Genomic DNA, 25,204 nt, shown 5'->3' on the forward strand with positions numbered 1-25,204 from the left:
GCATGGCCACGACACTCAAACCTGTCGATGCGGTGCTGGTGGGATTCGGCTGGACCGGCGCGATCATGGGGCAACAACTTTGTGATGCGGGGCTCGAGGTGCTGGCGCTGGAACGTGGCCCATGGCGCGACACGTCGACGGACTTCGCCACCGGTTTCGCGCAGGACGAACTGCGCTACATGTGGCGCCATCACCTGTTTCAAAACGTCAGCGACGACACCCTGACCATCCGCAACAACGCCAACCAGGAGGCGCTGCCGATGCGTCATCTCGGTTCCTTCCTGCTCGGTACCGGCGTGGGCAGCGGTGGTGTGCACTGGAACGGCCAGATCTGGCGCTTCCTGCCCAGCGACTTTCAGGCGAAGTCGCACAATCAGGAGCGATACGGGGTCAAGTCGGTCACCGATTACGACCTCAGCATCCAGGATTGGGGCGTGACCTACGACGAGCTGGAAACGTACTACGATCAATTCGACAAGCTTTGCGGCACCAGCGGCAAGGCCGGCAACCTCAAAGGTCAGATACAAGCTGGCGGCAACCCGTTCGAAGGCGCGCGGTCGAGCGAGTACCCCACGCCGCCCATGGCCCAGACCTACGGCCCTACCCTGTTCGGCAAGGCCGCCGCCGAGCTTGGCCACCATCCATTTCCACATCCGACCGGCAACATGTCGCAGGCCTACGTCAATCCCCTCGGCGCGCAGATGGGCAAGTGCACGTATTGCGGCTTCTGCGAAAAATTCGGTTGCGGCAACTATTCCAAAGCCAGTCCGCAGACCACCGTCCTGCCCTACCTGATGACCAAACCCAACTTCACCCTCAAGACCGAGTGCGAAGTGTTGCGAGTGGATCTGACACAGGACAAGAAGCGCGCGACGGGAGTCACTTACGTCAACAGCGCGGGCGAAGAGTTCTTCCAGCCGGCGGGCATCGTGATCCTGTCCGCTTATGTCCTGCAGAACGTGCGCCTGCTGTTGCTGTCGGGCATCGGCCAACCTTACGACCCGAAGACCGGAGAAGGCGTGGTCGGCAAGAATTACGCTTACCAGACGATGTCCTCGGTGAATGTCTTCTTCGACGACAAGCTGATCAATCCCTTCATCGGTGCCGGTGCACTGGCAACGGTCATCGATGACTTCAACGGCGATAACTTCGACCATTCGGGCCTCGGCTTCATCGGTGGCGCCTATATCGCCGGCATGGTCACCGGCGGACGACCGATCGAGATGATCTACACACCGCAGGGAACGCCGGCCTGGGGACTCGAATGGAAGCACGCGGCCGCGAAGAACTATCTGCGCTCGTTCTCGCTGAGTGTGCACGGCTCATGCATGAGCCATCGCGGCAACTACCTCGATCTGGATCCGACCTATCACGACGTCTACGGCCGGCCGATGTTGCGCATGACCTTCGACTTTTCCGACAACGAGCACAAGATGTCGGACTACGTCACCGAGCGCGCGGCCGAAGTTGCCCGGGCGATGAATCCGCGCGAGATCAAAATCAACCGCCGTACCGGTTCGTGGAGCGTCACGCCCTACCAGACCACGCACAACACCGGTGGCGCCATCATGGGTGACGATCCGAAAACCAGTGTGGTCAACAAGTATCTGCAATCGTGGGATGTGCCGAACGTGTTCTCGATGGGTTCCGGCGCGTTTCCACAGAATGCCGGCTACAACCCGACCGGCACCGTCGCCGCCCTCGCCTATCATTCGGCCAACGCGATCATCACGCAGTACCTGAAGAACCCTGGCCCGCTGGTGCAGTCATGAGCGCGAAACGGGTAGCGCGCAACACACTGTGGATCGTGCTGGTGCTGATCATCGTGTCGGTCGCGGTCTTTGGCTGGAACCTGAGCCAGGTTTCCACGCTGAAGGCGCAACCCGTGACGTCGGTGGCCGCAGCGGCGCTTCTCAGGCAACCCATCGCCGACACCACGCCGCAGGCCGAACAGGTGCGGCGCGGACAATACCTGGTGGCCGTTGGCGATTGCATGTCTTGCCACCTGCGTCCCGGTGGCGAACCGTTCGCCGGCGGACGCGGACTCAACACGCCCTTTGGCGTGATCTATTCATCCAACATCACCTCCGACGCTGAAGCCGGTATCGGTGCGTGGACCAGCGACCAGTTCCATCGCGCCATGCATGAGGGGAAAAATGCGCACGGGCAGAACCTTTACCCGGCCTTTCCCTACCCCTGGTTCAACCGCGTCAGCCGTGCAGACGACGATGCCATCTTCGCTTACCTGAAAACGACACGAGCGGTGCACTACACGCCGCCGGCCGATCCGCTGCCCTTCCCGCTCAATATCCGCGCCATGGTCGGTGGGTGGAATCTGTTGTTTTTCAGGAAAAGTGAATTCAAGGCGGATCCCAGGCAGTCCGCGGAATGGAATCGGGGTGCCTATATCGTCAACGGCCTGGGCCATTGCAGCGCCTGCCATACCGCCAAGAACATGCTTGGCGCGGACAAGAGTGGCCACGCTTTCGAGGGCGGCGTGCTGGAGGATTTCGTCGCGCCGGACCTGACCGGCAACCCGCGCACGGGACTCGGCGCGTGGAGCGTGGATGACATCACCGAGTATCTCCACGCCGGCCGCAACGCGCGCGCCGGTGCGGGTGGGCCGATGGCCGATGTCATCACCTATTCGACGTCGCTGATGACCGACCAGGATCGCCATGCCATCGCAACCTATCTGAAAAGCCTTCCTGCCAGTCCGAACGAGTCCTTGTCGACGCCGGATGCCAGCGCGATGAAGCGCGGAGCGGCGATCTACTCGGATGCCTGCACGGGCTGCCATCTGGAAAACGGCGTTGGCCAACCTCGTCTGTTTCCGCCGCTCGGCAAGAACGCCGTGGTCCAGCAGAACGACCCGACCGGGGTGATTCACCTGATCCTGGCCGGTGGACGCATCGGTCCCGGTGCCAACCGTCCCTCGCCGCTGAGCATGCCGAGCTTCGCGTGGAAATTGACGGATCAGGAAGTCGCTGACGTGGCGACGTATCTACGCAACAGCTGGGGAAACCAGGCCTCTGTGGTCGTGGCGTCGAAAGTACACGATCAACGCAAGCGACTCGGCCTGCAGACCTTGCGTCTCACGGACAATTCAGGCGATCACCAGTAACCACTGCATGCAAGCGGAACGCGCGAGCAGCTCGCCGTCAGCGCGCGTGCTGATCAGACTCGCGCTTGATCAGCGCCAGCCAGTCATATCCGTCTTGCACGCCGACAAGCTCCGTTTTTTCGGAGCTTTCGGTGGGCGCGGAACGACGCGATCCCGTGTTTCGAGCGTCGCTGAAATCCGAGTGCCTGCGTTGCAGGAGTGAATTGAGATGGCGTTTCATCAGGGTGATCCTGTCGTAAGGTTGGCAACGCATGCGCTGCCTTCAAATGTTAAATTGTGGTTGTGATGCCGCTCAAAAAGGGCTTTTACGTGATCACTGTGTTTCCTCTGGCGAACAATGCCTGCGCCGGTTAGATAAGCAAAGTTCGACGCATGCAGGCACGGTGATCGTTCACCCAGGGAAACTCGGTGGTCGCCCAGCGACACTTCGCATGACGACCGCAGCATCCATGTATGGCGCCAATACTTCCCTTGGTGCAGATCCATGCGCACATTCTTGTTCTCGATCCTGGTGGCCAGCTTGCTGGCTGGCTTCGGACTGCCGTCTGGCGCTCACGCCGCCAGCTTCCATGGCAGCAGCTACGTGACTCTTGCCGTGCCCGACTTGCCGCAGGCGGTGGCTTTTTTTCGAAACGTTCTGGACTGCGAGCCGGTCGAGGTCGGATCGGTGGATTCGGCCGGCAACCAGCCGCAGCGCGCTTTGTTGATTTGCGAAACGGATACCGTGGTCGAGTTGTCTGGCGGTCATGCCGTCAATACCGCAGCTCTGGCACGTGACGTACCGGTTCAATTCTTCGCCAGCGACGTAACGCACGCCGATCAATGGTTGCGGCGCGAAGGTGTCAAGGTGGTCGGTGCGCCAGTCACTCCAACCACTGGCCCGCAGGCCGGCATGACGCTGGTGAACTTCGTTGCCCCATGGGGGCAGTCGCTGCAACTGGTCGGTCTGGACAACAGCCAGATCACCGCGGTCCCGTGAGCCGTAGCACTGGCAATCGATGCGGGACGATGCCATAACCACGGCAATGCACGGCCTTCCCTCCCCACCCATCGACCTATCGACGAACTTCTCGGTGCTTTCCGACTTCGTGGCTACACATCGGCGCCTGTTCGTGCTTACCGGCGCCGGTTGCAGTACGGCGTCGGGCATTCCCGATTATCGCGATGCTACCGGTGGCTGGAAGCGTCCACCGCCAGTGACCTACCAGGACTTCACCGGTGATCTTGCGACGCGCCGACGTTACTGGGCGCGCAGTCTGGTGGGCTGGCGGCGCTTCGGCCAGGCACGGCCGAATTCGGCCCATCACGCGCTGGCACGACTTGAACAACAGGGAAAATCGACCCTGCTGCTGACACAGAATGTCGATCGCCTGCATCAGGCCGCCGGTAGCGAGAACGTGATCGACCTGCATGGTCGGCTGGACCGGGTGCGCTGCCTCGGTTGCGAAGAACGCCTGTCGCGCGTGGATTTCCAAGGCGAGTTGTTGCGCCTCAATCCGGATTGGGCCGACCTGGATGCCACCGATGCGCCGGATGGTGACGCCGATCTGGACGGCCAGGATTTTTCGCGCTTCCAGGTGCCGTCCTGTCCGCATTGCGCCGGCCTGCTGAAACCCGACGTGGTGTTTTTCGGCGAAAACGTACCGCGCGAACGGGTGGACGCCGGCATGCAGGCATTGCACGAAGCCGATGCCATGCTGGTGATCGGTTCGTCGCTGATGGTGTACTCGGGATATCGTTTTGCCCACGCCGCTGCCCGGGCCGGCAAACCGATCGCGGCGGTGAACATGGGACACACCCGCGCCGATCCGCTGTTAAGCCTGAAGATCGAGCAGCCTTGCGCGGCGGCGTTGGCGTTCCTTTGAGGGAACCGATTCAGCGTCGTGAGCGGAAGAAATCGCGCAGCATGCTGGCGGATTCCCTGGCAAGCAGGCCGCCGGCGACGTCGATGCGGTGATTGTGCCGCGCGTCGATCAGGGTATCGAACACGCTGCCAGCAGCACCGGTCTTGGGATCGGCGGCGGCGTAGACCACGCGGCCGAGGCGGGCATGGACCATGGCCATCGCGCACATCGAACACGGTTCCAGCGTGACATACAGCGTGGCACCGGAAAGGCGATGGTTGGCCAGCTTCTCGCCGGCTGCCCGCATGGCCATGATCTCGGCATGGGCGGTCGGGTCGTGCAGGGTGATGTTGCGGTTCCAGCCCAGCCCGACGATCTCCCCGTCCTGCACTAGCACCGCACCCACCGGGACCTCGTTCTCGGCATCGCGAGCATGCGCCGCCAGCTGCAGCGCACGCTGCATGTACTGCACGTCAACAGTTGAGAATTCACTTGAAGTTTCTGGAATTTCTTCATTCATTTCAATGCATTGTCTCTTTTACATGAGAAGGCCGGCAACTCGCCGGCCTCCCTTCCTGCGCACAAGTGGTTGATTTTCCTATTCCCACTCGATCGTGGCAGGTGGCTTGCCGCTAATGTCATAGACAACGCGAGAAACACCACGCAACTCATTGATAATTCTATTTGAAACTTTGCCAAGAAACTCGTAAGGCAGGTGCGCCCAGTGAGCCGTCATGAAGTCGATGGTCTCCACCGCGCGTAGGGCTATCACCCATTCGTAGGCACGGGCATCACCGACCACGCCTACGGATTTCACCGGCAAAAACACCGCAAACGCCTGGCTGGTCTGGTCGTACAGGTCGGCCTTGCGCAGTTCGTCGATGAAGATCGCGTCGGCCTGGGCCAGCAGTTCGGCATATTCGCGCTTCACCTCGCCGAGGATGCGCACGCCCAGGCCGGGGCCGGGGAATGGATGGCGGTAGACCATCGCGCGCGGCAGGCCGAGTTCCACGCCGATCCGGCGCACCTCGTCCTTGAACAGCTCGCGCAGCGGCTCGACCAGCTTCAGCTTCATGTGCGCCGGCAGGCCGCCGACGTTGTGATGACTCTTGATGACGTGGGCCTTGCCGGTCTTGCTGCCGGCGGACTCGATCACGTCGGGGTAGATCGTGCCTTGCGCCAGCCACTTCACGTGGCCACCTCCGCTGGCGGTGAGTTTCGACGATTCCTCGTCGAAGATCTCCACGAACAGGCCGCCGATGATCTTGCGCTTGGCCTCCGGGTCGGCTACGCCCTCGAGTGCCGTGAAGTAGCGATCGGCCGCGTCGACGCGGATCACCTTGACGCCCATGCCATGCTCATCGGAGGCGGCGGCCATGGTTGCCATCACCTGGTCGCCTTCCTGCCAGCGCAGCAGGCCGGTGTCGACGAACACGCAGGTCAGCTGCTCGCCGATCGCCTTGTGCAACAGCGCGGCAACCACCGAGGAATCGACGCCGCCGGAGAGTCCCAGCAACACATGGTCGTCACCCACCTGTTCGCGTACGCGGGCGATCTGGTCGTCGATGATGTTGGCGGCGGTCCACAGCGTGGCGCAACCGCAGATATCGGTGATGAAACGCTTCAGCAGCGCCCCGCCCTGCTTCGTATGCGTCACTTCCGGATGGAACTGCACGCCGTAGCAGCGCTTCTCCTCGTTTTCCATCACCGCGACCGGGATGCGATCGGTGGTGCCGGTGACGACGAAACCCGGTGGCGCCTTGGCGACGTGGTCGCCGTGGCTCATCCAGACATCCAGCTTGTGTCCGTGCAGGTGATCGCTCAGCCCGTCGAACAGGCGACTGGGCGCGACGATGTCCACGCTGGCGTGACCGAACTCACGGGCGTCCGCAGCTTCGGTGGTACCACCGAGTTGGGCCGCCAGGGTCTGCATGCCGTAGCAGATGCCGAGAATGGGCACGCCGGCGTCGAGCACCTGCTGCGGTGCTTTCGGCGCGCCTTCCAGCGTGGTCGATTCCGGGCCACCGGACAGGATGATGCCCTTTGCTCCATATCCGGTGATCTCGGCCGGGTCGTGATCCCACGCCCAGATCTCGCAGTACACGCCAAGTTCGCGCACGCGCCGCGCGATCAACTGCGTGTACTGCGCGCCGAAATCGAGGATGAGGATCTTGTCGTCGTGAAGTCGGGACTGGGGATTCGGGATTCGGGATTCGGTCATGACTGCGCTGCGCGTAGGGAATGGTGAATCAGGAATCGGGCGGGCTCGGCATGCGGCTTTTCCGGCTTTCAACAGCCGGACGGCTGGTCATCCCGAGTCCCAAATCCCGAATCCCGGCTCTCAGGAATTCAGCCGATAGTTCGGCGCTTCCTTGGTGATCTGAATGTCGTGGGGATGCGCTTCGGTGACGCCGGCGGAGGTCACCTTGACGAACTGCGCCTTGTGGCGCACGTCATCGATGGTGGCCGCACCCAGGTAACCCATCGAGGCGCGCAGGCCGCCGATCAGCTGGTGGATGATGTTGCGCAGCGGGCCGCGGTACGGCACGCGACCTTCGATACCTTCGGGTACCAGCTTGTCGGCGTCGGCCTCGTCCTGGAAGTAACGGTCCTTCGAGCCCAGCTGCATCGCACCGATCGAACCCATGCCGCGGTAGCTCTTGTACGAGCGACCCTGGAACAGTTCCACCTCACCCGGTGATTCCTCCGTACCGGCAAACATCGAACCGAGCATCACGGTGGACGCCCCGGCGGCCAGCGCCTTGGGGATGTCGCCGGAGTAGCGGATGCCGCCATCGGCGATCAGCGGGATCTCGTCCTTCAATGCGGTGGCGACCATGTCGATCGCGGTGATCTGCGGAACGCCGACGCCAGCGACCACGCGGGTGGTGCAGATCGAGCCCGGACCCACGCCGACCTTGACCGCATCCACGCCCACGTCGAGCAGCGCGCGTGCGGCTTCGCCGGTGACGATGTTGCCGGCAATCAGCTCCACTTGCGGGTAGTGCTTCTTGACCCAGCCGACCCGATCAATCACGCCCTGCGAATGGCCGTGCGCAGTATCCACCACCAGCACGTCGACACCTGCATCGACCAGTGCGGCCACGCGTTGTTCGGTGTCGCCACCCACGCCGACCGCGGCGCCGACCAGCAACGCCTCGTTGCGATCCTTCGCCGAATGCGGGTTGTCGCGCGCCTTCTGGATGTCCTTGACGGTGATCAGCCCGCGCAACTGGAAGGCGTCATTGACCACCAGCACTTTCTCGATGCGATGCTTGTGCAGCAGCAGCAGCACGTCGTCCTGGCTGGCGCCCTCATGCACCGTCACCAGCTTCTCCTGGCGGGTCATGATGTTGCGCACCGGATCGTCGTGCTTGCGCTCGAACCGCAGGTCGCGGCTGGTGACGATGCCGACGAGCTTGCTGCCGTCGACCACCGGCACGCCGGAGATATTGTGCGCATGGGTCAGGCGGAGCACTTCGCGGATCGAGGTGTCCGGACCCACCGTGATCGGGCTGCGGATCACGCCGGCCTCGAACTTCTTGACCAGGCGCACTTCGGCGGCCTGCTGCTCGACGGTCATGTTCTTGTGGATGATGCCGATGCCGCCGTTCTGCGCCATGGTGATGGCGAGGCGGGCTTCGGTGACCGTATCCATGGCGGCGGAAACGATCGGGATGTTCAGGCGCAGGTTGCGGGTGAACCGCGTGGAGGTATCCACATCGCGCGGGAGCACGATGGAGTGGCCCGGAACAAGGTAGACGTCGTCGTAGGTCAGGGCCTCGGCGATGATGCGCATGCGAAAATCCCGCTGCAAAGAGGGAATTATACGCGCCTCACCGTGAGGCTCGCCAGCCGTGCGGCTGAACGCCGCCGTCGCTCAGGCGGCCGTATGCAATGCGAGATGCGCTTCGGCGGCTTCCAGTGTGTTTTCCATCAACGTGGCCACCGTCATCGGGCCGACGCCACCGGGCACCGGAGTAATCCAGCTGGCGCGCTCGGCCGCGGGCGCGAATTCCACGTCGCCGACCAGGCGGCCATCGTCGAGCCGGTTGATGCCGACATCGATCACCACGGCACCGGGCTTGATCCATTCACCCTTGACCAGTCCAGGCTTGCCCACCGCCACGACCACGATATCGGCCTGGCGCACGAAGCCGGCCAGGTCACGGGTGAAGCGGTGGCACGAGGTGGTGGTGCAACCGGCGATCATCAGCTCCAATGCCAAGGGACGTCCCACATGGTTGGATACGCCCACCACCACCGCATGCTGGCCGCGCACGGGTCGATCGGTATGACCGAGCAGGGTCATCACGCCCTTGGGGGTGCATGGACGCAGACCGAAACGGCGCAATGCCAGGCGACCCACGTTGATCGCCTGGAAACCATCCACGTCCTTGCCCGGATCGATGCGGTCGACCAGCGCATCCTCGTCGATATGTTCCGGCAACGGCGACTGCACCAGGATGCCGTGCACGTCCGGATCGGCGTTGAGCCGGTCGATCAAGTCGAACAGGTCAGCCTGGGTGGTGTTCGACGGCAGGTCGTAATCGAACGAACGAAAACCCACCTGATGGCAGGCCTTGCGCTTGTTGCGCACGTACACCGACGAGGCGGCATCGCTGCCGACCAGCACCACCGCCAGTCCGGGCGCCGGCAATCCCTGTGCCACCCGTTCGGCGACGCGCAGACCAACCCGCTCCAGCAGTTCCTGCGCGATGCGTTTGCCGTCGAGGATGCGTGCGTTCATGGAGCTGCCTGCGTGTAAAGTCGGTCATTATCCGGGCTGAGCCTGGCGCATACAAACGGCATGCACACATGAGCACACCCGACCTGCTGGAACTGACCAACGGCCAGTTGCGCCTGCGCCCCTGGCAGGAGTGCGACGTCGAGGCTCTGGTCGAAGCGGCACAGGAGTCGACGGCCACGGTCGGCCGCTGGCTCCCCTGGTGCCATGTGAATTACGGCACTGACGATGCGGCTGCATGGATCACCCATTGCCGTGCGGGTTGGCACTCCGGCGAGATCCATGCGTTTGCGGTTTTCGAGGCGGCATCGGGCCAGTTGCTGGGCGGCATCGGTCTCAACCAGCTCAATCTGGTCCACCGCAGCGCCAATCTGGGCTACTGGCTGCGCCAGTCGCGCCAGGGACAGGGACTGGCTGCCGCCGCGGCGACCCTCGTGGCGCAGTTCGGTTTCGATCAGCTGGGGCTGATCCGGATCGAGATCATCACCCTGCCCGACAACCACGCCAGCCAACGTACTGCCGAACGCGCCGGCGCCCGATTCGAGGCACTGGCGCGACAGCGTCTGTGGGCGAGTGGACAGGCCCATGATGCGCATGTCTACGGATTGATTCCGGCGGACCTGGCTTAACCTGCCGCGGCGCAGAGCCGGGCGATGTCCTCATAACCGCCGAATACGGCGGCCGCTCCGCAGCCCGGGCATCCGGGGTCGCGCAGCAGGCGAGTTTCGCGAAAATGCATGCCGAGCGCATCGAAACCCAGCAGGCGGCCGACCAGCGGTTCGCCCAGTCCGAGAATCAGTTTCAAAGCCTCGGTGGCTTGCAGCAGGCCGACAATGCCGGGCAGCACGCCGAGCACGCCGGCCTCGCTGCAATTCGGCGCATCGGCCGCGGCTGGCGGTTCGGGAAACAGGCAGCGGTAGCACGGTGAATCGTCGCGGCGCGGATCGAACACGCTGAGCTGTCCGCTGAAGCGTTCCACCGCGCCGTAGACCATCGGCAGTTTCAGCCGTCGCGAGGCGGCAGCCAGCAGGTAGCGTGCGGCGAAATTGTCGGCGCCATCGATCAGCACGTCATGCCCCGACAGCAGGCGCTCGACGTTGTGGGCCTGGAGGCGCTCATCGCGGATTTCGATACGGACGCGCGGATTGAGCGCCAGCAGCGCGATCCGCGCCGACTCGGTCTTGGCCATGCCGACGCGAGCATCGGCATGGATGACCTGGCGATGCAGGTTGGAGCGTTCGACCACGTCGTCGTCGATCAGGGTGAGCTGGCCGACCCCCGCGGCAGCCAGGTACAGCGCCGCCGGCGCGCCAAGGCCACCGGCACCGAGCAGGACGACTTTCGCCGCGGCAAGCCGTGCCTGCCCCGCCTCGCCCACCTGCGGCAGACGCAACTGGCGGGCGTAGCGTTCGGCGGCGTCGGCGTCGAGCGCGCTGCTGGAAACCGGCAAGCCTTCGGCCTTCCAGCGGTCGAAGCCACCGGCTACCGAAACGACTTCGCGATAACCCATGCGCTGCAGGGCTTCGGCCGCCAGCAACGAGCGCTGGCCGCTGCCACACAGCAGCAGCAACGGACGGTCGCGATCGGCTTCGACCTGCTCGATGCGCAGTTCCAGGAAACCGCGCGACAGTCCCAGCGCGTTGGCGGGCGTACCGGCGCCGCGTTCGGCGTCCTCGCGTACGTCGATCAGCAGGCTGCCTTGCCCCTGCCGTATCAGCGCATCGCCCGGCGTGATCTCGGGGATGCGCTCACGCAGTGCGAGCAGCCAGGCTTCGCGGTTCAGGGGTTCGCTCATGCGCGCAGTTTAGGGGATGCCGACGAGGGATCGCCCACCGGACTACTCCGCAAGGATGCGAAACTCAGCGGGTGCGCTTGATCAAGTCGCTGACCCGGCGCCGAGCCTTTTGCTCCTGCTCCTTGGTCAATACCTTCTTGCGCCCGGCGTACGGGTTTTCACCTTCGCGGAAGGCGATACGGACCGGGGTGCCTTCCAGCTTGTAGCGCTTGCGGAAGAAATTCTCCAGGTAGCGCTGATAAGCCGGTGCGATGTGCTTGGTGCGGGTGCCGTGGATAACGATTGTCGGCGGATTGTTGCCGCCTGGATGCGCGAAACGCAGCTTCGGCGAGTGGCCGTGCACCAGTGGCGGCTGGTAGCTCTCGTAGGCTTTTTCCAGCGTCTTGGTGAGGTCCGAAGAAACCAGCACCTTGGTTGCCGATGCATGCGCACGTACCACGGCGCGCATCAGTTCACGCAGGCCGGAGCCATGCAGCGCCGAGATGTGTACCTGCTTGGCCCAGTCGACGAACACCAGTCGACGATCCAGCGCACGCATGCATTCGTCGCGCTGGTATTGGTCCAGTCCATCCCACTTGTTGATCGCGATCACGAGCGCCCTGCCCTCGTCCATCGCGTAGCCGATCAGGGTGAGGTCCTGGTCGGCCAGGTTTTCGCGGGCATCGACCATCACCACCACGACCTGGGCCGCGGCGATCGACTGCAGCGTCTTGATGACGCTGAATTTCTCGACGGCTTCCTCGACCCGCGCCTTGCGCCGGATACCGGCGGTGTCGATCAGTGTGTAGCGCTTGCCGTCACGCTCCAGTGGAACGCGGATCGGATCGCGGGTGGTACCGGCGACGTCGGAGACGATCAGCCGATCTTCGCCCAGCAGGCGATTGATCAGGGTAGATTTGCCGGCATTCGGACGGCCGACGATGGCCACTCGGATGCTGCCATCTTCTCCTTCGGCCTCGGTGGTGCTTTCCTCGTCGGCCGGCAGCAGCGGCAGGATCATCTGAATGAGATCGCCGGTGCCGCGATTGTGCGCGGCGGACAGCGGCAGAATCTTGCCGACGCCGAAAGCGGAGAACTCGGCGAGTACGGCCTCCTCCTCCAGCCCGTCGGTCTTGTTGACCGCGGCGATGATGGTCTTGCCGCTGCGGCGCAGCTCGTTGAGGATCACGTAGTCCTGCGGCAGCAACCCCTCGCGCGCGTCGACCACGAACACCAGCACGTTCGCTTCCTCGATGGCCAGCCGTACCTGTTTGGCGGTCAGCACGTCCATCGCTTCCTCGACGCCGGACAAACCACCGGTGTCGACCACCACGAAGGGTCGATCGCCGCTGCGGCAAACACCGTAATGGCGATCGCGGGTGACGCCCGGCATGTCGGCCACCAGGGCGTCACGGCTACGCGTCAGTACATTGAAAAGGGTCGATTTACCGACATTCGGACGACCAACCAGCGCGACGACGGGCAGCATGATGAGGGCTTCGCTTCAGCGATCAGTGCGCGGACAGACGATAGGCACCGATACGGCCCTCGACGTCTTCGACATAAACCGTGTCACCCACCACCAGTGGCTGGGCACGAATGGCCTTCTTCGACAATCGCTCGCGAGCGGCCAACGCGCCGTCACCCTGCTGCAGCCAGTGCACGTAGCCTTCTATGTCGCCAACCACGACATATTTGTCCTGCACGGCCGGGCCGGTCACCCAACGGTATTTCAGCGCGTCGTTCTTCCACATGTCGGCGCCGCCACTCTTGTCGAATGCCCAGATCTGCGATTCGTCATTGGCTCCGAAAACCGCGTTGCCGCTAACCGCCAGCGAACCGAAACTGGAGAACGGATGCGACCAGAGCGGGCGGCCACTGGGGCCATCCACCGCCACCAGGTTGCCGTGATAGGCGGCGCCAAAGAGCGTGCTGCCATCCAGCAGGATCGCGCCGTCGACATCGTTCAGGCGATCGATTTCGGTACGCCCTTCGCCGCTGGACAGTTTCTGCTCCCAGAGCTTCGAGCCATTGTCCAGGCGCAGCGCGATCAGCTTGCCGTCGTCGCTACCGAAGAACAGAACACCGTTCGCTGCCAGGATCGAGCCGTTGCCGCGCAAGCTCAGCAGTGGCACGGTTCCCTGGTCATAAACCCAGCGGCGCTCGCCCGACTTGGTGTCCAGCGCGTAGACCCGGCCGTCGCTTGTACGCACCACCACCAGGTCGCCGACGATGACCGGCGAGGTGAGCACTTCCGAACTCACGGCGACATCCCAGCGCGGGCTGCCATCTTTTGCATTCACGCCATACACATGGCCATCCAGCGTGCCGACGGCAAGCAGGTCGCCATTGACTGCGGGGCCGCCAGCATACTGGGCGTCCTTGCGCTTCTTGTCGCCCCAGCCGAACCAGCCATGGGTGCGTGAACTCTTCGACCACAGGGTCTTGCCGCTGGCGGCGTCGATCGCGGCCAGCTTGCCGTCCGTGCTGTCGGCGTAGAGCACGCCGTCCACCACCGCCGGACGCAGGCGCGCACCGCTATCGCCGGCGCCATTGCCGACGCTGCTCCGCCACAGCCGGGTGACCTGCACGGTCGGTTTGAAGTCCTTGGCCAGCGGTGTCGGCGGCTGGACGTTTTCCTTCTTGAGCGAATGGCAACCGGCAAGGGTTACCAATGAAGCCAGCGTGATCAGTAAAAATCTTTTCATGCACCCTGCTTCCCGGCCACGGCCAAATCATCGAGTTTCATCTGCAAGGCGCCGCGTTGCGGTGCCTCCTCGCCCAACACCGACAAGGCTGTCTGATAAGCCTTGCGCGCATCGTCGGAACGTCCAAGCTTGACCAGCACATCACCACGGAGTTCCTGGACCAGCCCCTTGTAGCCGTCAGCGGGGATGCGGTCGAGGGTCGAAAGCGCAGCCTTGCCGTTGTCGCGCGCCAGTTCCACCTGCGCAATGCGCAACAGCGTCAGCGACTTCAATGCCTGGTCCGCGGCGTGGCTCTCGGCCCATTCCAGCGACGCCTCCGCCTTGTCCAGCTGTTTGGCCTGCACCTGCTGCCTGGCGCGATCGCTCACGGCAAATACGGCGTACGGCGATTTGGCGTAATCCTTCATCAACTGATCGGTCAGCTGACTGGCGGCATCGGGTTTGCCCGAGGCGTGCGCAATCTGCACCTGCTGATAAAGCTGCGAGGCGGCACCCTCGTTGCGAGCCTGGTGATTGCGCCATTGTTGCCAACCGAAAATGCCGACCAGGCCAATGGCGATGCCGACAATGATCGACACACCGTTGTCGCGCAGCCATTTCTGAACCAGCTCGCTTTGTTCGTACTTGTCGTATTCTTCAAATGCCATGCCGTCACCATTCAAAAAGCTGCGCACCCGCAGGCGCGTGCACAAGCCTGCGCAGTAAGTAAGGGAAAACGCTGATTTGGGTCTGGCCGATCATGCCGGCCGATCACGTGCGCTCGTTGCCGAGCGAACAATGGACAAGCATAACCGAAATGGGCCGCACGGAGCGGCCCGCAGTGGCAATCAGAGACTGGCTGCGGAGGCCTTGCCGTCCTGCATCTGCACGCGGAAACGTGCCACGTTGGCGCGCCGGAAATCGTCCAGCCCCACCGTGGAGCCATCAATGCTGACCTGTGCACCGCTGGCATTGCCGATACGCACATCCAGCGGCTGATCACTGTGGTACGTCTTGCTGCTGCCGGCCGGCAGCAGGCCATATTCGAGATGCGTGCCATCGGAGCCGATGACTTCGACCCAGCTGGCTGCGACCAGACTCAGGCTGAGGCTATGACTTCCGGTACCGCTGTCCACCGCAACTGCCGCTGGTTTGGCAGGAGGCAAACTGCCGCTATCCAGATTCGGGAACGGCGCCATCGATGCCATCAGCGGTTGATCCTGTTCCGGCGTCCCGACCATTTTCGGCGGGGACAACGGAGCCACCAGTTTGCTGGCTGCGCCGTCCGTCGTGCTCGCGGTTGCCGGGGCATCCACCTGTGCAACCGGGGCTGCATCCAGCGGGGCCAGATGACTGAGGTCGCGATCCAGCGTGCCGCGCACGCCCAGCCAGATCATCGGTACCACGATGACCGCCGTCAGCACGACGTAAGTCGCCGCTGTCGCGTAGCGGTCAAGCAGGAACCGCGAATGTGAAATGCCGCCGGTGGCCACCAACGGCGGCTCGATCTGGCGGATGCGATCCAGTTCGACCTGGATCGAGGCCTCGTTGATGCCAAGGAATCGGGCGTACTTGCCGATGTAGCTGGCCAGATAGACCTTGGAATCGATACCGTCGTACTGGTCGCGCTCAAGCTGGCGAAGCACCCGTGCAGGCAACTTCAATGTGTGCGCGCAGGACTCCAGGTCTGTTCCGCGCCCTTCACGCGCCGCATGCAAACGACTGCCGAAACTCACTGTGTGAGGGTCTGCGGACCCCACATGGGGGCCGGACGGACCATACTCGTTCGAACCTTGCTCGGTCGGTTGTGGGTGCATGGAAGTCATGGGCTGGCGGCAGTGTCGAGGGTATGCGCCTGCTCCGAATCCGGGAACAGGCTGAGCAATCGCTTGCTGTAAGCAAGGGCACCTTCCGGGTTGCCCAGACGGGTTTCGATGTCGTGACCGAGCTTGAGCGACGCGGCAGTCGGCTTGCCCAGCGCGTCAAACCGCTGGATGAAAGCCCTGGCGCGGAATACATCCTTATTCAGATAGAGCGCGTTGGCAAGCTGAAAGAGTGCCTCCGCGTTTTGCGGATTTCGCGCGATGGCGTCACGGAAACTCGCTTCGGCCCCAGCAACGTCGTGTGCTTGCAGTTGGCAGACACCGGCGTTGGTCAGCGCGATATCGGCCTGATAGAACGGGTCGGCGACGGCTTTCTGAAAGTACCCCGTTGCCTCCGCGGCCCGTCCGGTGTGGCACAGGAACACGCCAAGATTGTTGTTCGGCGCGCCTTTGGCCGGCTCCAGCGCCACCGCCTTGCGGTAATGCTGCTCGGCCTCGGCCGGTTTGTTGATTCGCTCGTACAGCACCGCGATCACCGTATGCGCGGGCGCATAGTTGGGATCGAACTGCAGCGCCTTGGTCAATTTTTCCAGCGCCGTCTGCAGGTCGCCGGCGGCCATGTAGCGTTGACCGAGTTCGGTATGGATGCGCGCGGCATCCGCGGTCTGGTCGGTCTTGCTGTTGCGCGGCATGTTCTGGCCCAGGGGGCTGCTGTCCGTGCGCGTGGTGACACAGCCGGCTAGCAGCAACATCAGCCCGGCGATCAGTACCCGTTCAAATCGCATGCAAAGTCCCCTCGTCCTGCCGCTTGCGAAGATCGGCGCTACGCCGGGTGCGATCGGTGACCTGCCCCGCCAACTGACCGCAGGCGGCATCGATATCGTCGCCACGGGTACGCCGCAACATGGTCAGCACACCGGCATTCAACAGCTGCGTCTGGAAATCGCGGATGTCATTCGCGTCCGAGCGCTCGAAGCGGGTGCCTGGAAATGGGTTGAAGGGAATCAGGTTGACCTTGCAGGTTGGCAGCTTGCGCATCAGCTTGATCAGCTGGCGGGCATGCTCGGGCTGGTCGTTGACGCCCTTCATCAAGGTGTATTCAAAGGTGATCGAGGTGCGTGGCTTGCGCGCTACCCAGCGTTGGCAGGCGGCCAGCAGCTCGGCGATCGGATAACGCTTGTTGAGCGGTACCAGTTCGGTGCGCAGATCGTCGTTCGCGGCGTGCAGCGATACCGCCAGCGAAACGTCCATGGCATCCGACAGCTGATCGATCAGCGGCACCATGCCCGCCGTCGACAGGGTGACGCGCTTGGCGGCCAGACCGAAACCGAGATCGTCGCGCATCAGCTTCATGGCGCGCACCACGTTCTCGAAATTGGCCAGCGGCTCGCCCATGCCCATCATCACCACATTGGTGATGCGGCGGTTCTGGTGGGTGATGTTGCCCAGGTACTTTGCCGCTACCCACACCTGGCCGATGATCTCGGCCGTCGACAGGTTGCGGTTGAACCCCTGCGCACCGGTGGAGCAGAACTGGCAGTTCAGCGCGCAACCGATCTGGGAGGATACGCACAAGGTGCCACGGGTAGGCTCGGGGATGTACACGGTCTCGACCGCGTTGCCCTTGTCCATGCCCAGCAGCCACTTGTGGGTGCCATCGTTGGCGGCCTTGTCCAGCATGGTCTTCGGCGCGCCGATGTAGCAGACCTCGGTGAGCTTGGCGCGCAGCGCCTTGCCCACGTCGGTCATGTTCTCGAAGTTGTCTTCCAGGTCGTGGTAGATCCACTTCATCACTTGCTCGGCGCGATAAGGCTTCTCGCCGATCTGCGTGAAGAAATCACGCAGACCCTGGCGATCGAAGTCGAGCAGGTTGACTTTGGTGGGCGGATTCACGACAGCCTGGTTCACAACTTGGTACCTCAGCGCGACAGCACGTCCGTCGCTGCGAAGAAATAAGCAATCTCCACCTTGGCGGTGTCGACCGCATCGGAGCCATGCACGGCATTGGCGTCGATGGAATCGGCGAAGTCGGCGCGGATCGTGCCCGGCGCGGCTTCCTTCGGATTGGTGGCGCCCATCAGGTCGCGATGAGCCAGCACGGCGTTCTCGCCTTCGAGTGCGGTGATCATCACCGGACCGGAGATCATGAACTCGACCAGCGCCTTGAAGAACGGACGCTCGCGATGCACGGCGTAGAAACCCTCGGCTTCCTGGCGCGACAGCTGCTTCATTTTCGCGCCGACGATCTTGAGACTGGCCTTCTCGAAACGGGCATAGATTTCACCGATGACGTTCTTGGCAACGGCGTCGGGCTTGATGATGGAAAGAGTGCGCTCCAGCGCCATACGGGTCTGCTCCGGAAAAAACGGATGATAGGGAAAGGGATATCGCGGCCGGCCCCCGGCCGGCAAATCAGACTAAACCTGACGAAGATTGTGGATTTAGCTCACGAAAGTTTGACAGATTCTAGCTCATACGCAAGTAACCCGCCGTTTGCAACAAACGATCGTTTGACGGCCGTCGAGCTGTCCGCGTATCCTCAAACGATCGTTTGAACCGGCCTCGGGCCGATGGATGATCCCGCTCGTGAACAACCCCGGCTCAACCAAGGAGCGGATACTCGGCGCCGCCGAACTGCTGTTCGCCCAGCGCGGTTTCGACGGAGCCTCGCTGCGCCAGCTGACCACCGCCGCCGGCGTCAACCTGGCCGCCGTCAATTACCACTTCGGCTCCAAGGACAAGCTGGTCGAGGAAGTGTTCCGGCGTCGGCTGGATGCGCTGAACGAAAGCCGGCTGGCAGCCCTGGCCAAACTCGCCGGAGCCGCTGACACCACGCTGGAAGACGTGCTCGAAGCCTATATCCGCCCTGCCCTGGACTTGTCCCACGACAACAATGGCGCGCTGTTCATGCGCGTGCTGGCACGCGCCTTTGCCGAACATGACGACACCTTGCGCCAGTTCCTGTCCGCCAACTACGGACACGTGATGCGTCAGTTCACCGCCGAATTCGCCCGCCTGCTGCCGCAGTTGAGCAAGCAGGAGCTGTACTGGCGCATCGACCTGGTCACCGGCGCGCTGACCCATGCGATGTCCGGCTTCGGCATGATCCAGCGCAAAAGCGACGTCAGCGAGCACGCCCATCGCGAACAGACCGCGCAGCACCTGATCCGCTTTGCCGTGGCTGGGCTCAGCCACCCCTGAAGATTTTCGCTGCATACCTACCAGACCCTCGTTTTTTGTCCCGGAGAAGCCAATGACCGCTGCATCCACCCCCACTCCAGCGCTGCGCATCCGCAAGGCCGCCGTGCTGGGCGCCGGCGTCATGGGCGCGCAGATCGCCGCCCACTTGACCAACGCCGGCGTCGAAACCGTGCTGTTCGACCTGCCCGCCAAGGAAGGCCCGAAAAGCGGCATCGCGCTGAAAGCCATCGCCAACCTGGCCAAGCTGTCCCCGGCACCGCTGGCCGACAAGGCACTTGCCAGCGCGATCATCCCGGCCAATTACGACGATGACCTGGATCACCTGAAGGACGTCGACCTGGTGATCGAGGCGATCGCCGAGCGGATGGACTGGAAACTCGACCTCTACAAGAAGATCGCCGGCCACCTGTCGAAGACCGCGATCATCGCCTCCAACACCTCCGGCCTGTCGATCAACAAGCTGGCTGAGGCGCTGCCGGAAGAAATGCGCCACCGCTTCTCAGGCGTGCACTTCTTCAACCCGCCGCGCTACATGCACCTGGTCGAGCTGATCCCGACCAAACTCACCGATGCCAACGTGATCGCTGGCCTCGAGGCTTTCCTCGTCACCACCGTCGGCAAGGGCGTGGTGATTGCCAAGGACACGCCCAACTTCATCGGCAACCGCATCGGCGTGTTCTCGATGCTGTCGGCGATGTACCACACTGATCAGTTCAAGCTCGGCTTCGACACCGTCGACGCGCTCACCGGCCCGGCGCTGGGTCGGCCCAAGAGCGCCACCTACCGCACCGCCGACGTGGTCGGCCTGGACACCATGGCCCACGTCATCAAGACCATGGCCGATACCCTGCCCGACGATCCGTGGCACAAATACTTCAAGGCGCCGGTGTGGCTGCAGGGCCTGATCGACAAGGGCGCGCTGGGCCAGAAGACCGGCGGCGGCTTCTACAAGAAGGTCGGCAAGGACATCCAAGTTCTCGACGTGGCGAAACAGGACTTCCGCCCGTCCGAACAGAAACCCTCCGATGAAGTCGCCGCGATCCTGGCGATCAAGGATCCGGCCGAGAAGTTCGGCAAGCTGCGCGCCTCCAGCGATCCGCAGGCGCAGTTCCTGTGGGCCAGCTTCCGCGACCTGTTCCATTACAGCGCCTATCACCTGGCCGACATCGCCGACACTGCGCGCGATGTCGACTTCGCCATCCGCTGGGGTTACGGCTGGAAGCTCGGTCCGTTCGAGACCTGGCAGGCCGCCGGCTGGCAGCAGATTGCGCAGTGGATCAACGAAGACATCAAGGCCGGCAAGGCGATGAGCGACGCGCCGCTGCCTGCCTGGGTCACCGACGGCCGCAAGGGCGTGCATGGCAAGGACGGTTCGTATTCGGCCAGCGCCAACACCGACAAGCCGCGTTCGCAGCATCCGGTGTACAAGCGCCAACTGTTCCCCGATCCGATCCTGGGGGAGAAGTTCGATACCGGCACCACCGTGTGGGAAAACGATGGCGTGCGCCTGTGGACGCTGGGCGATGACGGCATCGGCATCCTCTCGTTCAAGACCAAGATGAACACCGTCAACGACCATGTGCTCGACGGCGTGCAGCACGCGATCAAGCTGGCCGAGGAAAAGCTCAAGGCCGTGGTGATCTGGCAGACCGGCGAGCCGTTCTCCGCCGGCGCGGATCTGAAGGGCGCACTCGGCCTGCTGAAGGAAGGCAAGTTCGACGATTTCGACAAGATGGTCGCCAACTTCCAGCGCACCAGCATGGCGATCAAGCACGCGCTGGTGCCGGTGGTCTCCGCCGTGCGCGGCATGGCCTTCGGTGGCGGCTGCGAATTCCAGATGCATTCGGCGCGTACCGTCGCGGCGCTGGAAAGCTACATCGGCCTGGTCGAGGCTGGCGTCGGCCTGCTGCCGGCCGGTGGCGGCCTGCATGAACTGGCGATCCGCGCGGCCAAGGCCAATCCGGCCGATCCGTTCGAGGAGTTGAAGAAGGTGTTCGAAACCGTGGCAATGGCCAAGGTCTCTTCCAGCGCATTCGAAGCGAAGAACCTGGGCCTGCTGCGCGACAGCGACGTGGTCGTGTTCAACGCCTACGAGCTGCTCTACGTCGCCAAGCAGGTGGCCAATGCGTTGGCCGAAAGCGGCTACCGCCCGCCGCTGCCGGCCAACGCCATTCCGGTCGCCGGCGATGTCGGCACCGCCACGTTCAGGGCCTCGCTGGCCAATCTGCAGGCGGGCTATTTCGCCTCCGAGCACGATGTGGACATCGCCACGCGCATCGCCGACACCCTGTGCGGCGGCGTGATCGAGCGTGGCTCGACCGTCGACGAGGAATGGCTGCTGGCACTGGAACGCAAGCACTTCGTGGAGCTGGCCAAGACCGAGAAAACCCAGGCCCGCATCGCCCACACCATGACCACCGGCAAGCCTTTGAGAAACTGAGATTCGGGATTCGGGATTGGGGATTCGTCGAGGCCGGCAAGCTCGCGCCGGATGACTCCCTGAAACCGCTTCGAGCGCCATTTCGCAAAACAAACCATTGGAAGTGCCGGTCCGGACGAACGGATTGGATTTACGCCAGACCGCTTTGGCGAATCCCCAATCCCCAATCCCGAATCCCGGCTTTCGGAGAAAGCAAATGACCAAGCAAGTGCAAGACGCCTACATCGTCGCCGCCACCCGCACCCCGGTCGGCAAGGCGCCGCGCGGCGTGTTCCGCAACACCCGTCCGGACGACATGCTCGCCCACGTGATCCGCCGCGTGATGGCGCAGTATCCCGGCATCGATCCGCACCGCATCGGCGACGTCATCATCGGCTGCGCCATGCCCGAAGCCGAGCAAGGCATGAACGTGGCGCGCATCGGCCTGCTGCTGGCCGGCCTGCCGCATACCGTGCCTGGCGTCACCGTCAATCGGTTCTGCTCGTCCGGCCTGCAGGCCGTGGCGATGGCCGCCGACCGCATCCGCCTCGGCGAGGACGACCTGATGCTCGCCGGCGGCACCGAAAGCATGAGCATGGTGCCGATGATGGGCCACAAGATCGCCATGAATCCGGCGATTTTCCAGGACGACAACATCAGCATCGCCTACGGCATGGGCATCACCGCCGAGAATGTCGCCAAGCAGTGGAAGGTCAGTCGCGAGCAGCAGGATGCGTTCGCCGTCGAAAGCCACCGCCGCGCCCTCGCCGCCCAGGCCGCCGGCGAGTTCAACGACGAGATCAGCCCGTTCGCGCTGGACGACCACTACCCCAACCTCGCCACCCGCCAGATCGTCACCGACAGTCGCAACATCAGCGCCGACGAAGGCCCGCGCGCCGGCACCACGCTGGACGTGCTGAGCAAGCTGAAAACCGTGTTCCGCAACGGCCAGTTCGGCGGCACCGTCACCGCCGGCAACTCCAGCCAGATGTCCGACGGTGCCGGCGCGATCCTGCTGGCCAGCGAAAAGGCCATCAAGGAATACAACCTGCAGCCGCTGGCCCGCTTCGTCGGCTTCTCCGTCGCCGGCGTGCCGCCCGAAGTGATGGGCATCGGCCCGAAGGAGGCGATCCCGAAAGCACTCAGGCAGACCGGCATCACCCAGGATCAGCTCGACTGGATCGAACTCAACGAGGCCTTCGCCGCCCAGGCGCTGGCGGTGATGGGTGATTTGAAGCTCGACCCGAGCAAGGTCAACCCGCTCGGCGGTGCCATTGCGCTCGGCCATCCGCTCGGCGCCACCGGCGCGGTGCGCATCGCCACGCTGGTGCACGGCATGCGCCGCCGCAAGCAGAAGTACGGCATGGTCACCATGTGCATCGGCACCGGCATGGGTGCGGCGGGAATTTTCGAGGCGCTTTGATCGATCGACCTGATCGCCCAGCGACGTGCCGAAAGCAGAACGGCGCCGTATTGCTACGGCGCCGTTCTTGTATCAAAAGCGGGCACGGTCGCATTCACAACCCATCGTCGCCCCCGGGTGCCAGCACCTCGCGCACCCCGTTGTGCCCCATCGACGAAACCAGCCCCGCTGCTTCCATGCTCTCGACCAGCCGCGCCGCGCGGTTGTAGCCGATACGCAATTGCCGCTGGACGAACGAGATCGATGCGCGCCGGCTGCGCAGCACGAAGGCGACGGCCTCGTCATACAGCGGATCGAGTTCAGCATCGCCTTGCTCGTCGCCGAACAGATCGGCAGCCTCGGAAGCCGGGCCGGCCAGGATCTCCGCCCGATACGCCGGCGCACCATACTTCTTGAGGTGCGCGACCACGCGGTGCACGTCGTCGTCGGAAACAAATGCGCCATGCACGCGCTGCGGGTAGCCGGTGCCCGGCGGCAGAAACAGCATGTCGCCCTGCCCGAGCAGCGACTCGGCGCCCATCTGGTCGAGGATGGTGCGCGAATCGATCTTGGAGGAAACCTGGAACGCCACGCGGGTCGGGATATTGGCCTTGATCAAGCCCGTGATGACATCGACCGAAGGGCGCTGGGTGGCAAGAATCAGATGGATGCCGGCGGCACGTGCCTTCTGCGCCAGGCGCGCGATCAGCTCCTCGATCTTCTTGCCGGCAACCATCATCAGGTCGGCCAGCTCGTCGATCACCACCACGATGAGTGGCAGCGTGTCGAGCGGTTCCGGCGCCACGCCGGCTTCGGTGGCCGGCTTGTACAACGGCGTGCCGGCCGCATGGGCGGCGCGGATCTTCTGGTTGTAGCTGGCAAGGTTGCGCACGCGCAGTTCTGACATCACCCGGTAGCGCTCTTCCATTTCCGCCACGCACCAGCTGAGCGCATTGGCGGCGAGCTTCATGTCAGTCACCACCGGCGCGAGCAGATGGGGGATGCCTTCGTAGATCGACAACTCCAGCATCTTCGGATCGATCATGATCAATCGCACGTCTTCGGGCGTGGCCCGATAGAGCATCGAGAGAATCATCGCGTTGACGGCCACCGACTTGCCCGATCCGGTGGTGCCGGCCACCAGCATGTGCGGCGCACGCGCCAGGTCGATCACCACCGGCTCGCCGGTGATGTCCTTTCCCATCGCCAGCGCGAGCGGGGATTCGTGATCGCGGTAGGCGTCGGAACGAAAGATATCGGCCAGGCCGATCATCTGCCGCTGTTCGTTGGGCAGCTCCAGGCCCATGCAGGTCTTGCCGGGAATCGTCTCCACCACGCGGATCGACGTGCGGCCCAGGCCACGCGCCAGATCCTTCATCAGCGCAACGATCTGGTTGCCACGCACGCCGACGGCCGGCTCCACTTCGTAGCGTGTAATCACCGGCCCGGCCGAGGCGCCGACCACGGTGACCGGCACCTTGAACTCACGCAGTCGTTGCTCGATCAACAGGCCGGTTTCCGCCAGCGATTCGGTCGATGCCATGTCGACGGTATCGGACTTCGTCAGCAGCAGCTCCAGCGGCGGCAGATCGAAAATCCGCGGTTCTAAAAGCACCGCTTCCGGCACGACGGCGGCGCGACCTGGTGGTATCAGCGCTGCGCGTGCCGTCGGCACCGGCGCGTCATCGTCGTTCGAGGCACTGCGCAACGCCGCAGGCAAGCTATTTATCGGCAGGTTCGCAGGCTCGATGCGCAACGCCGCCGGCTCGGCCGTGGATGTCGATTCGACTGGCGGCGTGTCGACAACAGGCATGGCCTCGCAAGCCGGATCCGGAGGCAGTTTTGCGTCGACGACCGGATCAGCATTGATTGCGGTGGCGGCAGGCAGAAAGGGATCAAGGGCCGCCAATGACTCTACCTGGGCCACCGGAACCTTGGGCGCTGGCGTACGCATCACGATCCGTTCGGTCTGCGCCGCACTCTCGGGAACTACCTCGGGCGCGCTGCTCAACGCACGCACGATGCTGGCGGTCGAGGCACCCGGCGCACGCGCGTTGCCGGCCCTGGGCGGCTCGTAACCGGCATGCGCCGACCGCGACGGCACGGGATGATGCGATCGCCACGGTTCGACCGTCATCGATGCGCGAGGTGAGCTTTCTCCCGTCGAAGCCGATGGCTTCGGC

22 protein-coding genes are annotated in these 25,204 nt (G+C 63.6%); 8 read left to right on the plus strand and 14 right to left on the minus strand.

The genetic code is table 11. The features are described from left to right. The first annotated feature begins 2 nt into the window (after positions 1 to 2). Together ACPPVV_RS08975 and ACPPVV_RS08980 are read left to right on the plus strand one after the other, a co-directional pair. Positions 3 to 1,772, plus strand: coding sequence for a GMC family oxidoreductase (locus ACPPVV_RS08975; RefSeq protein WP_426703103.1), 1,770 nt, complete (start codon positions 3 to 5; stop codon positions 1,770 to 1,772). Next, positions 1,769 to 3,124 carry a c-type cytochrome gene (locus ACPPVV_RS08980; RefSeq protein ID WP_426703104.1) on the plus strand — a complete coding sequence of 452 codons (1,356 nt, stop codon included), beginning with the start codon at positions 1,769 to 1,771 and terminating at the stop codon, positions 3,122 to 3,124. The genes ACPPVV_RS08975 and ACPPVV_RS08980 overlap by 4 nt, the downstream gene beginning before the upstream one ends. 37 nt (positions 3,125 to 3,161) lie before the next feature. Here the strand turns inward: ACPPVV_RS08980 and ACPPVV_RS08985 are convergent, their stop codons facing one another. Then, on the minus strand, positions 3,162 to 3,344 hold the full coding sequence (locus ACPPVV_RS08985) for a hypothetical protein (RefSeq protein ID WP_426703105.1): 183 nt from the start codon (positions 3,342 to 3,344) through the stop codon (positions 3,162 to 3,164). 264 nt (positions 3,345 to 3,608) lie between these two features. Between ACPPVV_RS08985 and ACPPVV_RS08990 the strand changes: the two genes are divergently transcribed. Both ACPPVV_RS08990 and ACPPVV_RS08995 read left to right on the plus strand, forming a co-directional pair. Beyond that, a complete protein-coding gene (locus ACPPVV_RS08990; RefSeq protein WP_426703106.1) occupies positions 3,609 to 4,103 on the plus strand; it encodes a VOC family protein in 495 nt (164 codons plus the stop codon). Between the two features lie 46 nt (positions 4,104 to 4,149). After that, the gene (locus ACPPVV_RS08995; RefSeq protein ID WP_426703107.1) at positions 4,150 to 4,989 is read left to right on the plus strand and encodes an NAD-dependent protein deacetylase; all 840 of its coding nucleotides are present in this window, start codon (positions 4,150 to 4,152) and stop codon (positions 4,987 to 4,989) included. A 10-nt stretch (positions 4,990 to 4,999) separates the two neighbouring features. Here ACPPVV_RS08995 and tadA read toward each other — a convergent pair whose 3' ends face one another. From tadA to folD, 4 genes are all read right to left on the minus strand, one after another. Next, the gene (gene tadA / locus ACPPVV_RS09000) at positions 5,000 to 5,431 is read right to left on the minus strand and encodes a tRNA adenosine(34) deaminase TadA (RefSeq protein ID WP_426703108.1); all 432 of its coding nucleotides are present in this window, start codon (positions 5,429 to 5,431) and stop codon (positions 5,000 to 5,002) included. 135 nt (positions 5,432 to 5,566) lie between these two features. Then, positions 5,567 to 7,189: a glutamine-hydrolyzing GMP synthase gene (guaA, locus tag ACPPVV_RS09005; RefSeq protein ID WP_426703109.1), complete on the minus strand. Its 1,623-nt coding sequence runs from the start codon at positions 7,187 to 7,189 to the stop codon at positions 5,567 to 5,569. A 120-nt stretch (positions 7,190 to 7,309) separates the two neighbouring features. Then, positions 7,310 to 8,767, minus strand: coding sequence for an IMP dehydrogenase (guaB, locus tag ACPPVV_RS09010; RefSeq protein WP_426703110.1), 1,458 nt, complete (start codon positions 8,765 to 8,767; stop codon positions 7,310 to 7,312). A gap of 81 nt (positions 8,768 to 8,848) precedes the next feature. Further along, positions 8,849 to 9,718, minus strand: a complete 870-nt coding sequence (folD, locus tag ACPPVV_RS09015; RefSeq protein ID WP_426703111.1) for a bifunctional methylenetetrahydrofolate dehydrogenase/methenyltetrahydrofolate cyclohydrolase FolD — start codon at positions 9,716 to 9,718, stop codon at positions 8,849 to 8,851. Between the two features lie 68 nt (positions 9,719 to 9,786). Between folD and ACPPVV_RS09020 the strand changes: the two genes are divergently transcribed. Next, on the plus strand, positions 9,787 to 10,344 hold the full coding sequence (locus ACPPVV_RS09020) for a GNAT family N-acetyltransferase (protein WP_426703112.1): 558 nt from the start codon (positions 9,787 to 9,789) through the stop codon (positions 10,342 to 10,344). On the opposite strand, the gene moeB is transcribed toward ACPPVV_RS09020, so the two are convergent. From moeB to ndk, 8 genes are all read right to left on the minus strand, one after another. Beyond that, positions 10,341 to 11,510 (minus strand): molybdopterin-synthase adenylyltransferase MoeB, encoded by a 1,170-nt coding sequence (gene moeB / locus ACPPVV_RS09025; protein WP_426703113.1) that lies wholly within the window; start codon positions 11,508 to 11,510, stop codon positions 10,341 to 10,343. The two genes, ACPPVV_RS09020 and moeB, sit on opposite strands and share 4 nt — an antisense overlap. Positions 11,511 to 11,574: 64 nt before the next feature. Further along, complete coding sequence (gene der, locus ACPPVV_RS09030) at positions 11,575 to 12,978, minus strand: ribosome biogenesis GTPase Der (RefSeq protein WP_426703114.1); 1,404 nt, start codon at positions 12,976 to 12,978, stop codon at positions 11,575 to 11,577. Positions 12,979 to 13,000: 22 nt separating this feature from the next. Beyond that, the gene (gene bamB, locus ACPPVV_RS09035) at positions 13,001 to 14,197 is read right to left on the minus strand and encodes an outer membrane protein assembly factor BamB (protein ID WP_426703115.1); all 1,197 of its coding nucleotides are present in this window, start codon (positions 14,195 to 14,197) and stop codon (positions 13,001 to 13,003) included. Next, positions 14,194 to 14,844 (minus strand): YfgM family protein, encoded by a 651-nt coding sequence (locus tag ACPPVV_RS09040; RefSeq protein ID WP_426703116.1) that lies wholly within the window; start codon positions 14,842 to 14,844, stop codon positions 14,194 to 14,196. The genes bamB and ACPPVV_RS09040 overlap by 4 nt, the downstream gene beginning before the upstream one ends. A gap of 180 nt (positions 14,845 to 15,024) precedes the next feature. Further along, positions 15,025 to 16,002: a helix-turn-helix domain-containing protein gene (locus ACPPVV_RS09045; RefSeq protein ID WP_426703117.1), complete on the minus strand. Its 978-nt coding sequence runs from the start codon at positions 16,000 to 16,002 to the stop codon at positions 15,025 to 15,027. Further along, positions 15,999 to 16,784 carry a type IV pilus biogenesis/stability protein PilW gene (pilW, locus tag ACPPVV_RS09050; RefSeq protein ID WP_426703118.1) on the minus strand — a complete coding sequence of 262 codons (786 nt, stop codon included), beginning with the start codon at positions 16,782 to 16,784 and terminating at the stop codon, positions 15,999 to 16,001. Before pilW ends, ACPPVV_RS09045 begins: the two co-directional genes overlap by 4 nt. Next, positions 16,774 to 17,892: a 23S rRNA (adenine(2503)-C(2))-methyltransferase RlmN gene (gene rlmN / locus ACPPVV_RS09055; RefSeq protein WP_426703119.1), complete on the minus strand. Its 1,119-nt coding sequence runs from the start codon at positions 17,890 to 17,892 to the stop codon at positions 16,774 to 16,776. The genes pilW and rlmN overlap by 11 nt, the downstream gene beginning before the upstream one ends. A 26-nt stretch (positions 17,893 to 17,918) precedes the next feature. Next, entirely contained in the window at positions 17,919 to 18,344 is a 426-nt protein-coding gene (gene ndk / locus ACPPVV_RS09060; protein ID WP_426703120.1) for a nucleoside-diphosphate kinase, read from the minus strand. 229 nt (positions 18,345 to 18,573) lie between these two features. Between ndk and ACPPVV_RS09065 the strand changes: the two genes are divergently transcribed. From ACPPVV_RS09065 to ACPPVV_RS09075, 3 genes are all read left to right on the plus strand, one after another. After that, on the plus strand, positions 18,574 to 19,200 hold the full coding sequence (locus tag ACPPVV_RS09065) for a TetR/AcrR family transcriptional regulator (RefSeq protein ID WP_426703121.1): 627 nt from the start codon (positions 18,574 to 18,576) through the stop codon (positions 19,198 to 19,200). A gap of 52 nt (positions 19,201 to 19,252) precedes the next feature. After that, a complete protein-coding gene (locus ACPPVV_RS09070; protein WP_426703122.1) occupies positions 19,253 to 21,640 on the plus strand; it encodes a 3-hydroxyacyl-CoA dehydrogenase/enoyl-CoA hydratase family protein in 2,388 nt (795 codons plus the stop codon). 196 nt (positions 21,641 to 21,836) lie between these two features. Further along, entirely contained in the window at positions 21,837 to 23,042 is a 1,206-nt protein-coding gene (locus tag ACPPVV_RS09075; protein ID WP_426703123.1) for an acetyl-CoA C-acyltransferase, read from the plus strand. A gap of 94 nt (positions 23,043 to 23,136) precedes the next feature. Here ACPPVV_RS09075 and ACPPVV_RS09080 read toward each other — a convergent pair whose 3' ends face one another. Beyond that, entirely contained in the window at positions 23,137 to 25,125 is a 1,989-nt protein-coding gene (locus ACPPVV_RS09080; RefSeq protein ID WP_426703124.1) for a DNA translocase FtsK, read from the minus strand. Positions 25,126 to 25,204 lie beyond the last annotated feature (79 nt).

Source organism: Rhodanobacter sp. Col0626, from assembly GCF_049994385.1.
In the GTDB taxonomy this organism is placed as follows: Bacteria; Pseudomonadota; Gammaproteobacteria; order Xanthomonadales; family Rhodanobacteraceae; genus Rhodanobacter.

Coding starts and splice junctions, on each gene's coding strand:
- ACPPVV_RS08975 (WP_426703103.1), top strand. CDS start 3: ATGGCCACGACACTCAAACCTGTCGATGCGGTGCTGGTGGGATTCGGC.
- ACPPVV_RS08980 (WP_426703104.1), top strand. CDS start 1,769: ATGAGCGCGAAACGGGTAGCGCGCAACACACTGTGGATCGTGCTGGTG.
- ACPPVV_RS08985 (WP_426703105.1), bottom strand. CDS start 3,344: ATGAAACGCCATCTCAATTCACTCCTGCAACGCAGGCACTCGGATTTC.
- ACPPVV_RS08990 (WP_426703106.1), top strand. CDS start 3,609: ATGCGCACATTCTTGTTCTCGATCCTGGTGGCCAGCTTGCTGGCTGGC.
- ACPPVV_RS08995 (WP_426703107.1), top strand. CDS start 4,150: ATGCACGGCCTTCCCTCCCCACCCATCGACCTATCGACGAACTTCTCG.
- tadA (WP_426703108.1), bottom strand. CDS start 5,431: ATGCAGCGTGCGCTGCAGCTGGCGGCGCATGCTCGCGATGCCGAGAAC.
- guaA (WP_426703109.1), bottom strand. CDS start 7,189: ATGACCGAATCCCGAATCCCGAATCCCCAGTCCCGACTTCACGACGAC.
- guaB (WP_426703110.1), bottom strand. CDS start 8,767: ATGCGCATCATCGCCGAGGCCCTGACCTACGACGACGTCTACCTTGTT.
- folD (WP_426703111.1), bottom strand. CDS start 9,718: ATGAACGCACGCATCCTCGACGGCAAACGCATCGCGCAGGAACTGCTG.
- ACPPVV_RS09020 (WP_426703112.1), top strand. CDS start 9,787: ATGAGCACACCCGACCTGCTGGAACTGACCAACGGCCAGTTGCGCCTG.
- moeB (WP_426703113.1), bottom strand. CDS start 11,510: ATGAGCGAACCCCTGAACCGCGAAGCCTGGCTGCTCGCACTGCGTGAG.
- der (WP_426703114.1), bottom strand. CDS start 12,978: ATGCTGCCCGTCGTCGCGCTGGTTGGTCGTCCGAATGTCGGTAAATCG.
- bamB (WP_426703115.1), bottom strand. CDS start 14,197: ATGAAAAGATTTTTACTGATCACGCTGGCTTCATTGGTAACCCTTGCC.
- ACPPVV_RS09040 (WP_426703116.1), bottom strand. CDS start 14,844: ATGGCATTTGAAGAATACGACAAGTACGAACAAAGCGAGCTGGTTCAG.
- ACPPVV_RS09045 (WP_426703117.1), bottom strand. CDS start 16,002: ATGACTTCCATGCACCCACAACCGACCGAGCAAGGTTCGAACGAGTAT.
- pilW (WP_426703118.1), bottom strand. CDS start 16,784: ATGCGATTTGAACGGGTACTGATCGCCGGGCTGATGTTGCTGCTAGCC.
- ndk (WP_426703120.1), bottom strand. CDS start 18,344: ATGGCGCTGGAGCGCACTCTTTCCATCATCAAGCCCGACGCCGTTGCC.
- ACPPVV_RS09065 (WP_426703121.1), top strand. CDS start 18,574: ATGATCCCGCTCGTGAACAACCCCGGCTCAACCAAGGAGCGGATACTC.
- ACPPVV_RS09070 (WP_426703122.1), top strand. CDS start 19,253: ATGACCGCTGCATCCACCCCCACTCCAGCGCTGCGCATCCGCAAGGCC.
- ACPPVV_RS09075 (WP_426703123.1), top strand. CDS start 21,837: ATGACCAAGCAAGTGCAAGACGCCTACATCGTCGCCGCCACCCGCACC.